This is a genomic window from Kitasatospora sp. NPDC056800, from assembly GCF_042789775.1.
GTDB lineage: Bacteria > Actinomycetota > Actinomycetes > Streptomycetales > Streptomycetaceae > Kitasatospora.
The window spans coordinates 1-14,978 of record NZ_JBHUAL010000235.1; the positions used below are offsets into that span (position 1 = coordinate 1).

Annotated in this window: 14 protein-coding genes; 10 read left to right on the forward strand and 4 right to left on the reverse strand. The window is 72.1% G+C overall.

Features of this window, described 5'->3' with window-relative positions; translation table 11 throughout:
- The first annotated feature begins 78 nt into the window (after positions 1-78).
- The 10 genes from ACFRQN_RS35305 (at position 79) to ACFRQN_RS35350 (ending at position 10,061) form a co-directional block, all read left to right on the forward strand.
- Entirely contained in the window at positions 79-513 is a 435-nt protein-coding gene (locus ACFRQN_RS35305) for a Rieske (2Fe-2S) protein (RefSeq protein WP_380744579.1), read from the forward strand.
- A gap of 84 nt (positions 514-597) precedes the next feature.
- The gene (gene uvrC, locus ACFRQN_RS35310; protein ID WP_049649609.1) at positions 598-2,637 is read left to right on the forward strand and encodes an excinuclease ABC subunit UvrC; all 2,040 of its coding nucleotides are present in this window, start codon (positions 598-600) and stop codon (positions 2,635-2,637) included.
- Between the two features lie 118 nt (positions 2,638-2,755).
- Positions 2,756-3,640: an RNase adapter RapZ gene (gene rapZ, locus ACFRQN_RS35315; RefSeq protein WP_234348205.1), complete on the forward strand. Its 885-nt coding sequence runs from the start codon at positions 2,756-2,758 to the stop codon at positions 3,638-3,640.
- 63 nt (positions 3,641-3,703) lie between these two features.
- Positions 3,704-4,801, forward strand: a complete 1,098-nt coding sequence (gene yvcK / locus ACFRQN_RS35320; RefSeq protein ID WP_079271949.1) for a uridine diphosphate-N-acetylglucosamine-binding protein YvcK — start codon at positions 3,704-3,706, stop codon at positions 4,799-4,801.
- Entirely contained in the window at positions 4,792-5,772 is a 981-nt protein-coding gene (whiA, locus tag ACFRQN_RS35325; protein ID WP_049649611.1) for a DNA-binding protein WhiA, read from the forward strand. Before yvcK ends, whiA begins: the two co-directional genes overlap by 10 nt.
- Before the next feature lie 306 nt (positions 5,773-6,078).
- Entirely contained in the window at positions 6,079-7,086 is a 1,008-nt protein-coding gene (gene gap, locus ACFRQN_RS35330) for a type I glyceraldehyde-3-phosphate dehydrogenase (protein WP_049649612.1), read from the forward strand.
- A 154-nt stretch (positions 7,087-7,240) separates the two neighbouring features.
- Positions 7,241-8,452 (forward strand): phosphoglycerate kinase, encoded by a 1,212-nt coding sequence (locus tag ACFRQN_RS35335; protein ID WP_049649613.1) that lies wholly within the window; start codon positions 7,241-7,243, stop codon positions 8,450-8,452.
- A gap of 6 nt (positions 8,453-8,458) precedes the next feature.
- Positions 8,459-9,244, forward strand: coding sequence for a triose-phosphate isomerase (gene tpiA / locus ACFRQN_RS35340; RefSeq protein WP_049649614.1), 786 nt, complete (start codon positions 8,459-8,461; stop codon positions 9,242-9,244).
- Positions 9,245-9,331: 87 nt separating this feature from the next.
- Positions 9,332-9,568 (forward strand): preprotein translocase subunit SecG, encoded by a 237-nt coding sequence (secG, locus tag ACFRQN_RS35345; RefSeq protein ID WP_049649615.1) that lies wholly within the window; start codon positions 9,332-9,334, stop codon positions 9,566-9,568.
- Positions 9,569-9,773: 205 nt separating this feature from the next.
- Complete coding sequence (locus ACFRQN_RS35350) at positions 9,774-10,061, forward strand: RNA polymerase-binding protein RbpA (protein ID WP_030238413.1); 288 nt, start codon at positions 9,774-9,776, stop codon at positions 10,059-10,061.
- Between the two features lie 96 nt (positions 10,062-10,157).
- Here the strand turns inward: ACFRQN_RS35350 and pgl are convergent, their stop codons facing one another.
- The 4 genes from pgl to tal all read right to left on the reverse strand — a co-directional run bounded on the left by pgl (position 10,158) and on the right by tal (position 14,812).
- Positions 10,158-10,946, reverse strand: a complete 789-nt coding sequence (pgl, locus tag ACFRQN_RS35355; RefSeq protein WP_049649616.1) for a 6-phosphogluconolactonase — start codon at positions 10,944-10,946, stop codon at positions 10,158-10,160.
- A complete protein-coding gene (gene opcA / locus ACFRQN_RS35360) occupies positions 10,943-12,055 on the reverse strand; it encodes a glucose-6-phosphate dehydrogenase assembly protein OpcA (RefSeq protein WP_380744582.1) in 1,113 nt (370 codons plus the stop codon). The genes pgl and opcA overlap by 4 nt, the downstream gene beginning before the upstream one ends.
- Positions 12,052-13,608: a glucose-6-phosphate dehydrogenase gene (gene zwf / locus ACFRQN_RS35365; protein WP_049649618.1), complete on the reverse strand. Its 1,557-nt coding sequence runs from the start codon at positions 13,606-13,608 to the stop codon at positions 12,052-12,054. Before zwf ends, opcA begins: the two co-directional genes overlap by 4 nt.
- Before the next feature lie 61 nt (positions 13,609-13,669).
- Positions 13,670-14,812 carry a transaldolase gene (gene tal, locus ACFRQN_RS35370; RefSeq protein ID WP_380744584.1) on the reverse strand — a complete coding sequence of 381 codons (1,143 nt, stop codon included), beginning with the start codon at positions 14,810-14,812 and terminating at the stop codon, positions 13,670-13,672.
- Positions 14,813-14,978 lie beyond the last annotated feature (166 nt).

Sequence of the window (14,978 nt, forward strand, 5' to 3'; positions counted from 1 at the left end):
GACTCCCGGGAGCGGCGGGGTGGGCGCGACATAGACTTCCGTGGTCCCCGCAACAGCCGTACCCGTAGGAGCGCACCGATGTCCGAGGCCCCCGAGACCAGCCCCACCGCCTCCCGCCGCACCGTGCTCTGCGGGGCCGCGGCCGTCCTGGCGGCCGGCGGCACCGTGGCGGTCACCGGGTGCAGCTCCTCGTCCTCCGGCGGCAGCGCCCCCAAGGGCCCGGTCGACCTCGGCCCGGCCTCGGCCGTGCCGGAGGGCGGCGGCAAGGTCTTCCGCGAGCAGAAGATCGTGGTGACCCAGCCCACCGCCGGCCAGTACAAGGCGTTCAACGCCCGGTGCACCCACGCCGGCTGCCTCGTGGACCAGGTCAAGAACAACCAGATCCAGTGCCCCTGCCACGGGAGCCGGTTCGCCATCACCGACGGCGCGGTGCAGGACGGACCGGCCTCCTCCCCGCTGCCCGCCTACACCGTCACGGTCGAGGCCGGCAACCTCAAGGTGACCCCGAGCTGACCGAGTTGAGCGCCTCCCGACCGCCACGGTCCCCCCTGACGATCTCCGCCCCGCGGCCCCGGCCCCACTCGGTACGGTGGACCCATGGCTGACCCGAGCACCTACCGCCCGGCGCCCGGTGCGATCCCGACCTCCCCCGGCGTCTACAAGTTCCGCGACGCCCACGGCCGGGTCATCTACGTCGGCAAGGCCAAGAGCCTGCGGCCGCGCCTGTCGTCCTACTTCCAGGACCTGGCCGGCCTGCACCCGCGCACCGCGACCATGGTCACCACCGCCGCCTCGGTGGAGTGGACGGTGGTCGCCACCGAGGTCGAGGCGCTCCAGCTGGAGTACTCCTGGATCAAGGAGTACGACCCGCGGTTCAACGTCAAGTACCGCGACGACAAGAGCTATCCGGAGCTCGCCGTCACCCTGAACGAGGAGTACCCGCGGGTCCAGGTGATGCGCGGGGCGCACAAGAAGGGCGTGCGCTACTTCGGCCCGTACGGGCACGCCTGGGCGATCCGCGAGACGGTCGACCTGCTGCTGCGCGTCTTCCCCGTCCGCACCTGCTCCAACGGCGTCTTCAAGCGCGCCCGCCAGGTCGGCCGGCCCTGCCTGCTCGGCTACATCGGCAAGTGCGCCGCGCCCTGCGTCGGCAAGGTCTCGGCGGACGAACACCGCGCGCTGGCCGAGGACTTCTGCGACTTCATGGCCGGGCGCACCGGCAACTACCTGCGCCGGCTGGAAGACGAGATGCAGGAGGCCGCCGCCGAGCTGGAGTACGAGAAGGCGGCCCGGCTGCGGGACGACATCGGCGCCCTCAAGCGCGCGATGGAGAAGAACGCCATCGTGCTCGCCGACGCCACCGACGCCGACCTGCTGGCCCTGGCCGAGGACGAACTCGAGGCCGCCGTGCAGATCTTCCACGTCCGCGGCGGCCGGGTGCGCGGCCAGCGCGGCTGGGTCACCGACAAGGTCGAGGACGTCGACACCGCGGGCCTGGTCGAGCACGCCCTCCAGCAGCTCTACGGCGGCGGCGAGTCCGTCCCGCGCGAGGTGCTCGTCCCCGCCCTGCCGGAGCCGGCGGAGCCGGTCCGCGAGTGGCTCGGCGGCCTGCGCGGCAGCCAGGTCGACCTGCGCGTGCCCCAGCGCGGGGACAAGAAGGACCTGATGGCCACCGTGCAGCGCAACGCCCAGCAGGCGCTGGCGCTGCACAAGACCAAGCGCGCCTCCGACCTCACCACCCGCAGCCGCGCCCTCCAGGAGATCGCCGACGCGCTGGAGCTGGACTCCGTCCCGCTGCGCATCGAGTGCTACGACATCTCCCACCTCCAGGGCGAGGACGTGGTCGCCTCCATGGTCGTCTTCGAGGACGGCCTGGCCCGCAAGAGCGAGTACCGGCGCTTCCAGATCAGGGGCTTCGAGGGCCAGGACGACGTCCGCTCGATGCACGAGGTGATCAGCCGCCGCTTCCGCCGCTACCTCCAGGAGCGCGAGCAGACCGGCGAGTGGGCCGTCCCCGAGGAGGACGACCCCGACACCGGCGCCGGCGGCACCCGGGACGAGGAGGGCCGCCCCAAGCGCTTCGCCTACCCGCCCCAGCTGCTGGTCGTCGACGGCGGCCAGCCGCAGGTCGCCGCCGCCAGGCGCGCCCTGGACGAACTCGGCATCGACGACGTCGCGCTGTGCGGCCTGGCCAAGCGCCTGGAGGAGGTCTGGCTGCCCGGCGAGGACGACCCGGTGGTGCTGCCCCGCTCCAGCGAGGGCCTCTACCTGCTCCAGCGGGTCCGCGACGAGGCGCACCGCTTCGCGATCAGCTATCAGCGCAACAAGCGTTCCAAGCGACTCACCGCCGGGGAACTGGACTCCGTCCCGGGCCTCGGCGAGACTCGCCGCCGGGCGCTGCTCAAGCACTTCGGTTCGCTGAAGAAGCTCCGGGCCGCCACCGTGGACGAGCTCTGCGAGGTACCCGGCATCGGACGCCGCACCGCGCAGACTGTTGCGGAGGCGTTGTCGTCCCGTACACCCGCCGCACCCGCGGTCAACACCGCGACCGGCGAGATCATCGAGGACGGGGCCGAGCAGGCCGCCGGGCCGGTGGCCGCAGCACCCCAGACCGCACCATCCCAGGAGACGCCATGACGGCCGACGCCGCCCGTCAGCCGGTGTGCCCCGGCCCCGCCCGCCTGCCCGGGCCGGGGAAGGGCGGCCGAGCCGTACGCGTACTCCCCAGCAGAAAGACCGAGAGCGGGGAACCGAAGTGACCGTGTCAGACGTGGCCGAGAACGCGCCGGAGCTGGTGATCATCTCCGGTATGTCCGGAGCCGGCCGCTCCACCGCCGCCAAGTGCCTGGAGGACCTCGGCTGGTTCGTGGTGGACAACCTGCCGCCGGCCCTGATCCCGACCATGGTCGACCTGGGCGCCCGTTCCCAGGGCAACGTCGCCCGGATCGGCGTGGTCGTGGACGTCCGCGGCCGGCAGTTCTTCGACGACCTGCTCACCTCGCTGGACGAGCTGGAGAAGCGCGGCGTCCGGCTGCGGGTCGTCTTCCTGGACTCCTCCGACGAGGCGCTGGTGCGCCGCTTCGAGAGCGTCCGCCGCCCGCACCCGCTGCAGGCCGACGGCCGGATCGTGGACGGCATCGCCCTGGAGCGCGACCTGCTGCGCGACCTGCGCGGCGAGGCCGACCTGGTGATCGACACCTCCAACCTCAACGTGCACCAGCTGCGCGCCAAGCTGGACGCCCAGTTCGCCGACCACGACGAGCCCGAGCTGCGCGCCACCGTGATGTCCTTCGGCTTCAAGTACGGCCTGCCGGTCGACGCCGACCTCGTGGTGGACTGCCGCTTCCTGCCCAACCCGCACTGGGTGCCCGAACTGCGGGCTCGTACCGGCACCGACGCGGACGTCGCCGGCTACGTCTTCCAGCAGCCCGGAGCCAACGAGTTCCTGGACGGCTACGCCCAGCTGCTGCGCATCATCACCGAGGGATACCGCCGCGAGGGGAAGCGCTACATGACGCTTGCCGTAGGCTGCACCGGTGGCAAGCACCGAAGCGTCGCCATGTCCGAGCGTCTGACCAAGCGTCTCATCGCCGACGGAGTCGAGACGGTGCTCGTCCACCGTGACATGGGACGGGAGTAACCGCCGCCGCCCTGCCGGGCCCGCCGGCGGAGTGGTCGGCGGGCCGAGGAACGCGAGGTGAGTGTGGCGGGATACGTGCCCGGGCGGCAGCCGCAGAGCAGGACCGGTGACCGGGCGGGCAGCCCGGCCCGGCCCACGGCGCCGGGCCGTCCGCGCAGCAGTCCCGCCCGCGCCAACCCGGCCCCGAGGATCACCGCGCTCGGCGGCGGGCAGGGCCTGTCGGCCTCGCTGTCCGCGCTGCGCCGGCTCACCAGCGACCTCACCGCCGTGGTCACCGTCGCCGACGACGGCGGCTCCAGCGGCCGGCTGCGCGAGGAGCTGGGCGTGCTGCCCCCGGGCGACCTGCGCAAGGCGCTGGCCGCGCTGTGCGGGGACGACGACTGGGGCCGCACCTGGTCCGAGGTGATCCAGCAGCGCTTCACCGGCAACGGCGAGCTCGGCGGCCACGCCGTCGGCAACCTGCTGATCGTCGCGCTCTGGGAGAAGCTGGGCGACCCGGTCGCGGCGCTGGACTGGGTCGGCCGGCTGCTCAACGTGCAGGGCCGGGTGCTGCCGATGTCGGCGGTGCCGCTGGACATCGAGGCGACCGTCCGCGGCCACGACCCGGCGCGCCCCGGCGAGGTCACGGCCGTTCGCGGCCAGGCCGACGTCGCGGTCACGCCGGGCACCGTGCAGTCGATCCGGCTGCTGCCGGACGAGCCGCCCGCCGTCCCGGAGGCGGTCACCGCCGTCCGGGAGGCGGACTGGGTGGTGCTCGGCCCCGGCTCCTGGTTCACCAGCGTGCTGCCGCACCTGCTGGTGCCCGAGCTGGCCGCGGCGCTCACCGAGACCCGCGCCCGCCGCCTGCTCACCCTGAACCTGGCCCCCCAGCCCGGGGAGACCGAGGGCTTCACCCCGCAGCGCCACCTGGAGGTCATCGCCGACCACGCTCCGAACCTCGCGGTGGATGCGATCCTGGTGGACGAGCGCGCCGTCACCGGCGGGGCCTTCGGCCAGGCCGACCTGGACGGCCTGGCGAAGGCCGCCGAACGGATGGGCGCGGCTCTGGTGCTCGGCTCGGTGGCCCGCACCGACGGGACGCCGCGACACGACCCCGAGCTGTTGGCGGCAGCGTACGACCGGATTTTCCGGACACATGGAAGGATCGGGCCATGGCGATGACTCCAGCGGTGAAGGACGAGATCAGCCGGCTCCCGGTCACCCGGGCCTGCTGTCGCAAGGCGGAGGTGTCGGCGATCCTGCGGTTCGCGGGCGGGCTGCACATCGTGAGCGGCCGCATCGTGATCGAGGCGGAGCTCGACACCGGAGCGGCGGCACGGCGGCTGCGCAAGGACCTGCTGGAGATCTTCGGGCACTCCTCCGACCTGGTGGTGATGGCCCCCGGCGGGCTGCGCCGAGGCAGCCGCTTCGTGGTCCGGGTCGTCAAGGACGGCGAGCTGCTCGCGCGCCAGACCGGGCTCGTGGACGGCCGCGGACGCCCGATCCGGGGCCTGCCCCCGGCAGTCGTCTCCGGGGCCACCTGCGACGCCGAGGCGGCCTGGCGCGGGGCCTTCCTGGCGCACGGCTCGCTCACCGAGCCGGGCCGCTCCTCCTCGCTGGAGATCACCTGCCCCGGCTCCGAGGCCGCCCTCGCCCTGGTCGGCGCCGCCCGTCGGCTCGGCATCCCGGCCAAGGCCCGCGAGGTGCGCGGCGTGGACCGGGTGGTGATCCGCGACGGCGACGCGATCGGCGCCCTGCTGACCCGGCTCGGCGCGCACGAGTCGGTGCTCGCCTGGGAGGAGCGCCGGATGCGGCGCGAGGTGCGCGCCACCGCCAACCGGCTGGCCAACTTCGACGACGCCAACCTGCGCCGCTCGGCCCGCGCCGCGGTGGCGGCCGGCGCCCGGGTGGCCCGCGCGCTGGAGATCCTCGGCGACGAGGTGCCCGAGCACCTGGCCGCGGCCGGCCAGCTGCGGATGCAGCACAAGCAGGCCTCGCTGGAGGAGCTGGGCGCGCTCGCCGACCCGCCGCTGACCAAGGACGCGGTGGCCGGCCGGATCCGCCGCCTGCTGGCGATGGCCGACAAGCGGGCCTCCGAGCTGGGCCTGCCCAGCACCGAGGCGAGCCTCACCGACGAGATGGCGATGAACTGACGCCCACGGTCACGCCCCGTGATCACGAAGGCCGGTGCCCGGACCCCCGGGCGCCGGCCGCGGTCGTTTCCGGACAGCCGCGACACTCCCGAATTGGTAGAGACCACTGAGCTGGGACCAACTGCCCGGCGGGCCAGGGCCGGACGGCCTGAAATGGGGTTTGGGGCACGCCACGCCCGGTCTCACCAGGCGGCGCGATGTGCCGTCCCAGGCCCCGGAGGGGTAGGGTCGTAGGCGGTCGGGGACTTCCCAAATCTCACCCCCGCCGGGCCTCGCGCCCGGCGTACCTAACGAGGAGATCGGTTCGTGACGATCCGGGTAGGCATCAACGGCTTCGGCCGCATCGGCCGCAACTTCTTCCGCGCGGTCAAGGCTCAGGGCGCGGACATCGAGATCGTCGGTGTCAACGACCTCACCGACACGAAGACCCTGGCTCACCTGCTCAAGTACGACACCACCCTGGGCACCCTCCAGGCCGAGGTCTCGCACACCGAGGACAGCATCACCGTCGACGGCCACACCTTCAAGGTGACCGCCGAGCGTGACCCCGCGAACCTCCCGTGGGCCGCCCTGGGCGCCGACATCGTCGTCGAGTCCACCGGCATCTTCACCAAGGCCGAGGCCGCGAAGAAGCACCTCGCCGCCGGCGCGAAGAAGGTCATCATCTCGGCGCCCGCCACCGACGAGGACGTCACCATCGTCCTGGGTGTCAACGACGAGAAGTACGACGCCGCCAACCACCACGTCATCTCCAACGCCTCGTGCACCACCAACTGCGTGGCGCCGATGGCGAAGGTCCTGAACGAGAGCTTCGGCATCGTCAAGGGTCTGATGACCACCGTCCACGCGTTCACCAACGACCAGGTGACCCTGGACTTCCCGCACAAGGACCTGCGCCGTGCTCGTGCGGCCTCGCAGAACATCATCCCGACCTCGACCGGTGCCGCCAAGGCGACCGCCCTGGTCCTGCCGGAGCTGAAGGGCAAGCTGGACGGCACCTCGCTGCGCGTCCCGGTCCCGACCGGCTCCATCACCGACCTGGTCGTGACCCTCGAGCGCGAGGTCACCAAGGACGAGGTCAACGCGGCCTTCCAGAAGGCCGCCCAGGAGGGCCCGCTCAAGGGCATCCTGGCCTACACCGAGGACCCGATCGTCTCCTCGGACATCGTGAACGACCCGCACTCCTGCATCTTCGACTCGCAGCTGACCATGGTCCAGGGCAACCAGGTCAAGGTGCTCGGCTGGTACGACAACGAGTGGGGCTACTCGAACCGCGTGGTCGACCTGGTCGGCCTCGTCGGCGGGCAGCTCTGACCTCGCGGGAGCTGACGTGATGTAGGGGCGAGGGCCTGGTCGGCGTACGGTGCCGACCGGGCCCTCGTTCCGCGCTCAAGGACTTCTCAGGCGGCCCCTGCGCCGTGCCGCCTCACTGCGCATCAACCATCTCCCCAGGAGAATCCGAATCCCCGTGAAGACCATCGAAGAGCTCATCGAAGCCGGTGTCGAAGGCAAGCGCGTCTTCGTGCGCGCCGACCTGAACGTGCCGCTGGACGGCCGCACGATCACCGACGACGGCCGCATCCGCGCCGTCGCGCCGACCATCGCCAAGCTGGCCGCGGCCGGCGCGAAGGTGGTCGTCGCCTCGCACCTCGGCCGTCCCAAGGGCGCGCCGGACCCGCAGTTCTCGCTCGCCCCGGCGGCCGAGCGCCTCGGCGAGATCCTCGGCAAGGGCGTCGCCTTCGCCACCGACACCGTCGGTGACAGCGCCGCGGCCACCGTCGCCGCGCTGGCGGACGGCGAGGTCGCGCTGCTGGAGAACCTGCGCTTCAACGCGGGCGAGACCAGCAAGGACGACGCCGAGCGCAAGGCCTTCGCCGAGCAGCTGGCCGCGCTGGCCGACCTGTACGTGGGCGACGGCTTCGGCGCCGTGCACCGCAAGCACGCCTCGGTCTTCGACCTGCCGGCCCTGCTGCCGCACGCCGCGGGCGACCTGATCGCCACCGAGGTCGGCGTGCTGAAGAAGCTCACCGAGGACGTGGCCCGCCCGTACGTGGTGGTGCTCGGCGGCGCCAAGGTCTCCGACAAGCTCGGCGTGATCGACAACCTGCTGGAGAAGGCCGACCGGATCCTGATCGGCGGCGGCATGGCGTACACCTTCCTCAAGGCCAAGGGCCACGAGGTCGGCATCTCGCTGCTCCAGGCCGACCAGATCCCGACCGTCCTGGAGTACCTGGCCCGGGCCGAGGCGCGCGGCGTCGAGTTCGTGCTGCCGGTCGACGTCCTGGTCTCCGCCGAGTTCCCGGACCTCAAGACCAAGGCCCCGGCGAACCCCTCGACCGTCGCCGCGGACGCCATCCCGGCCGACCAGGAGGGCCTGGACATCGGCCCCGGGACCCGCGAGCTGTACGCGGCCAAGCTGGCCGACGCGGGCACCGTGTTCTGGAACGGCCCGATGGGCGTCTTCGAGCACCCGGACTACGCGAACGGCACCAAGGCCGTCGCGCAGGCCCTGCTCGACAGCGACGCGTTCACCGTGGTCGGTGGCGGCGACTCCGCCGCGGCCGTCCGCATCCTGGGCTTCGACGAGACGAAGTTCGGGCACATTTCGACCGGCGGCGGCGCCAGCCTCGAGTACCTGGAGGGCAAGACCCTCCCCGGTCTCGCCGCTCTGGAGGACTGACAGCACATGACCGACCGTCTCCCGCTGATGGCGGGCAACTGGAAGATGAACCTCAACCACCTTGAGGCCATCCAGCACACCCAGAAGCTGGCCTTCGCGCTGGCCGACAAGGACTACGCGGCCGTCGAGGTCGCCGTCCTGGTGCCGTTCACCGACCTGCGCTCGGTGCAGACCCTGGTCTTCGGCGACAAGCTGAAGATCAAGTACGGCTCGCAGGACATCTCGCAGCACGACGGCGGGGCCTACACCGGCGAGGTCTCCGGCCCGATGCTGGCCAAGCTCCAGTGCACCTACGCGGTGATCGGCCACTCCGAGCGCCGCCAGTACCACGGCGAGAACGAGGAGATCGTCAACGCCAAGGTGAAGGCCGCCTACCGCGCCGGGGTCACCCCGATCCTGTGTGTCGGCGAGCCGCTGGAGATCCGCAAGGCGGGCACCCACGTCGAGTACACCCTGGCCCAGCTGGACGGCGGCCTGGCCGACGTCCCGGCCCACCAGGCCGAGTCGATCGTGGTCGCCTACGAGCCGGTCTGGGCGATCGGCACCGGCGAGGTGGCCACCCCGGAGGACGCGCAGGAGGTCTGCGCCGCCATCCGCGGGCGGATCGCCGAGCTGTACGACGCCGAGCTGGCCGGCAAGGTCCGGGTGCTGTACGGCGGTTCGGTGAAGTCGTCGAGCGCGGCCGGCCTGATGGCCAAGCCCGACATCGACGGCGGCCTGGTCGGCGGTGCCTCGCTGGACGCCGACGAGTTCGTCAAGATCGTGCGCTACCGTGAGCAGGCAGTAGGCTAACGCCGCCGCAGCAACGTAGGCTTTGGGGCCGGACCGCCGTACGCGGCCCGGCCCCTTCGCCGAAGATACGAGAGAGTTGGTCCCGTCGTGGTTCTCGGGTTCTCGATTGCCCTGATCATCTTCAGTCTGCTGATGATCCTTCTGGTGCTGCTGCACAAGGGGAAGGGCGGCGGCCTGTCCGACATGTTCGGCGGTGGCTCGATGTCCACCGGCGGCGGTTCGGCGGTGGCCGAGCGCAACCTGGACCGCATCACCATCGTGGTCGGCCTGGGCTGGTTCGCCTCCATCATCGTCCTCGGCCTGCTGATGAAGTCCTCGGTCTGACGTAACCCTGACGCCCCGTCGCCCGAGCGCCTATCCTGGGACGGTCGGGTGCGGAGGCGGTGGTGGCGGAGGCTTAACTCCTGCTTACACTAGGACGACTTTCGCCACCGACGCGCACCGCGGCGGGTCGGCGCACCAGTACGCAGGGAGTCAGACCGTGGCAAGTGGCAATGCCATCCGTGGCAGCAGGGTCGGGGCCGGCCCGATGGGCGAGGCGGAGCGCGGCGAGTCCGCCCCGCGCAACCGGATCTCCTTCTGGTGCGCGAACAAGCACGAGACCCGTCCCAGCTTCGCGGCCGAAGCGGCGATCCCGGACACCTGGGACTGCCCGCGCTGCGGCTTCCCGGCCGGCCAGGACCAGCACAACCCGCCGGCGCCCTCGCGCAACGAGCCGTACAAGACCCACCTCGCCTACGTCCGCGAGCGGCGCACCGACGCCGACGGCGAGGCGATCCTGGCCGAGGCGCTGGCGAAGCTCCGCGGCGAGATCTGAGCGGAGCGCCGGAGCGGAACGCAGCGGTCCGGACAGAACAGCGCGAAGGGCGCCCCCGTCGGTGACGGTGGCGCCCTTCGGCGTTGCCGGATCCGGTCAGGCCGAGGCCGGCGGGTAGAGCTGCGGCGGGATCCGCTCCGCGGCGGCGCGGTCCAGCAGCCACAGGGTGCGGCTGCGGCCGTACGCGCCGGAGGCGGGCGCCTGGAGCTCGCCGGGGCCGGACAGGGCCAGCGCGACCGCGCCCGCCTTGTCCTCGCCGGCGGCCAGCAGCCAGACCTCGCGGGCGGTGCGGATCGCCGGGAGGGTGAGCGAGACCCGGGTCGGCGGGGGCTTGGGGGCCCCGCGCACGCCGACCACGGTCAGCTCGGTCTCCCGGACGCCCGGGTGCTCGGGGAAGAGCGAGGCGACGTGGGTGTCCGGGCCGACGCCGAGCAGCAGCACGTCGAAGGCCGGGACGCCGAGCCGGTCGCCCGGCCCGGCCGCCTTCGCCAGCTCCTCGGCGTAGCGGGCGGCGGCGGCCTCCACGTCCGAGCCGTCCACCCCGTCCGAGGCGGGCATCTCGTGCACCCGCGCCGGGTCGAGCGGGACGGCGTCCAGCAGCTCGGCGCGGGCCTGGACGGCGTTGCGCTCCGGGTCGGCGGCGGGCAGGAAGCGCTCGTCGCCCCACCAGAGGTCCAGCCGGCCCCAGTCGACCGCGTCGCGCGCCGGGGAGGCGGCGATCGCGGCCAGCAGGGCGTTGCCGTTGCGCCCGCCGGTGAGCACCACCGAGGCGCTGCCGCGGGCGGCCTGGGCGTCCACGATCCGGGTGATCAGCCGGGCCGCGGCCGCCTGGGCCATCAGCTCCTTGTCCCGGTGGACGACCAGCTGCGGGGTCGCGTTGGTCATGCGCCGTCCTTGCCGGTGCGCTTGCCGGCGGCCTTGCGGGCGGGCTTCTTCTCCGCCGCCCCGGCGGTCACCCGCTCGGGGTTGGCCACGGCCTGCTCCACGGCCGCCTCGGCGGCCTCCTCGACGGCCTCCTCCGCGACCTCGCGGGCGACCTGCTCGGCCGCCGCGGTCTCGGCGTTGGACGGCTCGTGCAGCCGGTCGACGGGCGTGCGCACGGCCGTCGCGTAGATGTCGTCCGGGTCCAGGCGGCGCAGCTCCTCGGCGATCAGCTCCGAGGTCTCGCGCCGCTTGAGCGCCACCTGGCGGTCCGGCGAGCCGGGCATGGAGAGCGTGCCCAGCAGGCCGTCCGGGCGGTCCAGGGTGATGTCCCCGTCCTTGGTGCGCAGGTGCACCGCGGTGATGCCGGGGCCGTTGGTGACGACCCGCTCGACGGGCACCTGGAGCCGGTTGGTCAGCCAGAGGCCGAGCAGCTCGACGCTGGGGTTGTAGGACTCGCCCTCGACCACCGCGGAGACGATCGTGGACGGCCGCTGGTCCAGCGCGGCGGCCAGCATCGAGCGCCAGCCGGTGACCCGGGTCCAGGCCAGGTCGGTGTCGCCCGGGGTGTAGCTCTGCGCGCGCTGGGCGAGCTGGCCGACCGGGGACTCGGCGGTGACGGCGTCGGTGATCCGGCGCTGGGCGATCGAGCCCAGCGGGTCCTGCGCCGGGTGGTGCGGAGCGTTGTCCGGCCACCAGACGACGGTCGGGGCGTCCGGCAGCAGCAGCGGCAGGACCACCGACTGGGCGTGCGCGGCGAGTTCGCCGTGCATCCGCAGGACGACCGTCTCGCCGGAGCCGGCGTCCGAGCCGACCAGGATCTCGGCGTCCAGCCGGGTCTCGGCGCGGGCCCGGGGCGAGCGCCCGGCGCGCTTGATCACCGCGAGGGTGCGCATCGGGTGCTCGCGGGAGGCGTCGTTGGCGGCCTTGAGGGCGTCGTAGGCGCTGCCCTCGTCGGTCACGATCACCAGGGTGAGCACCATGCCGGCGGCGCCCGAGCCGCGGGCCCGGCGCGCCTCCATCAGCGCGGCGTTGATCTTGCTGGACGTTGTGTTGGTGAGGTCGATCTTCATGGCCGGCGCCAGCTCCTGCCGTCTCGTGCGAGCATCTCGTCCGCCTCGACGGGACCCCAGGTCCCCGCCGCGTACTGGGCGGGCTTGCCGTGGGTGTCCCAGTACTTCTCGATCGGGTCGAGGATCTGCCAGGAGAGCTCGACCTCCTGGTGGCGCGGGAACAGGTTGGCGTCGCCGAGCAGCACGTCGAGGATGAGCCGCTCGTACGCCTCCGGGCTGGACTCGGTGAAGGACTCGCCGTAGGCGAAGTCCATCGTGACGTCCCGCACCTCGAAGGAGGTGCCCGGCACCTTGGAGCCGAACCGCACCGTCACGCCCTCGTCCGGCTGGACCCGGATGACCAGGGCGTTCTGCCCCAGCTCCTCGGTCGCGTAGGAGTCGAAGGGCAGGTACGGGGCGCGCTGGAAGACGACCGCGATCTCCGTGACCCGGCGGCCCAGGCGCTTGCCGGTGCGCAGGTAGAACGGGACGCCCGCCCAGCGGCGGTTGTTGATCTCCAGCTTGATGGCCGCGTAGGTGTCGGTCTTGGAGTCGGGGTCGATGCCGTCCTCGTCCAGGTAGCCGACGACCTCCTCGCCGCCCTGCCAGCCGGCCGCGTACTGGCCGCGCACGGTGTGCCGGCCGAGGTCGGCCGGGAGCTTGACGGCGCTGAGCACCTTGAGCTTCTCGGCCACCAGCGCCTTCGGGTGGAAGGAGGCGGGCTCCTCGATGGCGGTGAGCGCCATCAGCTGGAGCAGGTGGTTCTGGATCACGTCACGGGCGGAGCCGATGCCGTCGTAGTAGCCGGCCCGGCCGCCGATGCCGATGTCCTCGGCCATGGTGATCTGCACGTGGTCGACGTACGACCGGTTCCAGATCGGCTCGAACATCTGGTTGGCGAAGCGCAGCGCCAGGATGTTCTGGACCGTCTCCTTGCCCAGGTAGTGGTCGATCCGGAAGACCTCGTCCCGGGGGAAGACCTCGTGGACGACCTTGTTGAGCTCCTGAGCGCTCTCCAGGTCGTGGCCGAAGGGCTTCTCGATGACCGCGCGGCGCCAGGAGCCCTGCGGCGGGTCGGCCAGGCCGTGCTTCTTGAGCTGCTGGACGACGGTGGGGAAGAACTTCGGCGGGACGGACAGGTAGAAGGCGAAGTTGCCGCCGGTGCCCTGGGCCTTGTCCAGCTCCTCGATGGTCTCGCGCAGCTTGTCGAAGGCCTCGTCGTCGTCGAAGGTTCCGTGGACGAACCGCATGCCCTTGGCGAGCTGCTGCCAGACCTCCTCCCGGAACGGGGTGCGGGCGTGGTCCCGGACGGCGTCGTGGACCTCCTTGGCGAAGTCCTCGTCGTCCCACTCGCGGCGGGCGAAGCCGACGAGGGAGAAGCCCGGCGGAAGCAGACCGCGGTTGGCCAGGTCGTAGATGGCCGGCATCAGCTTCTTGCGGGACAGGTCGCCGGTGACCCCGAAGATGACCAGACCGGACGGCCCCGCGATGCGCGGGAGCCGTCGGTCGGAGGGGTCACGAAGCGGGTTGACGGGGGCGGGCGGGAGGTCGTCCGCGTCCGATTCCGGAGTCAACTCGGGGAAATCAGTGCTCACTTGATGGGCTCCGCTTTCGTGCGCTGGCTGTGAGCAGGGGTCACTTCTCGTCGGCGAAGGAGGCGAGCGAGGCGGTGACGGTGTCGAGCAGCTCGTTCCAGGACTGCTCGAACTTCTCGACGCCCTCGTCCTCCAGGAGCTGGACGACGTCGTCGTAGTCCACGCCGGCGGCGGCGATCGCGTCCAGCACGGCCTTGGCGTCGGCGTAGTTGGGGACGATCGTGTTGCCGGTGACCACGCCGTGGTCGCCGGTGGCCTCCAGGGTGGCCTCGGGCATCGTGTTGACGGTGCCGGGGGCCACCAGCTCGGTGACGTACAGGGTGTCCGGCAGGGCCGGGTCCTTGACGCCGGTGGAGGCCCACAGCGGGCGCTGCGGCTTGGCGCCGGCGGCCTCCAGGGCGGACCAGCGGGCGCTGCCGGCGGTCTTGCCGTCGACGCTGCCGAAGACCTCCTCGTACGCCTGGTAGGCGAGGCGGGCGTTGGCCAGCGCGGCCTTGGAGCGCAGGTCCTTCGCCTCGCCGCCGATCTTGTCCAGGCGCTTGTCGATCTCGGTGTCCACGCGGGAGACGAAGAAGGAGGCGACCGACTCGATCTGGGAGAGGTCCAGGCCCTTGGCCTTGGCGGTCTCCAGGCCGGTCAGGTAGGCGTCGATGACGGCCTTGTAGCGCTCCAGCGAGAAGATCAGCGTGACGTTGACGCTGATGCCCTTGCCGATGACCTCGGCGATCGCGGGCAGGCCGGCCTTGGTGGCGGGGATCTTGATGAAGACGTTCGGGCGGTCGACCAGCCACCACAGCTGCTTGGCCTCGGCCACGGTGGTGGCGGTCTCGTGCGCCAGGCGCGGGTCGACCTCGATGGAGACCCGGCCGTCGCGGCCGTTGGAGGCGTCGTAGACCGGGCGCAGCACGTCGGCCGCGTCGCGCACGTCCGAGGTGGTGATCATGCGGATCGCCTCGTCGGTGGTGACCTTGCGGACGGCGAGGTCGCGCAGCTGGCCGTCGTAGGAGTCGTCGCCGGAGCCGGCGATGGCCTTCTGGAAGATGGTCGGGTTGGTGGTCACGCCCACCACGTGCTTGTTCTGCACCAGTTCGGCCAGGTTGCCGGAGTTCAGCCGCTTGCGGCTGAGGTCGTCCAGCCAGATCGCAACGCCTTCGTCGCTGAGGCGCTTCAGTGCGTCAGTCATGGTGCTTCAGTCCCTTGTTCTTGCTTCGTGGGGTGGTCGGGAGGGGGCCGCGGGCGCGGTTCCGGCGCCGGGGAGGCCCCCGGCGGGTTGGGCCCCGGCCCCCCCCCCGCCCGGGGGTTTGCCAACACAACCCAAAACACCAAATATAAAGCGGCGGGGCCCACAA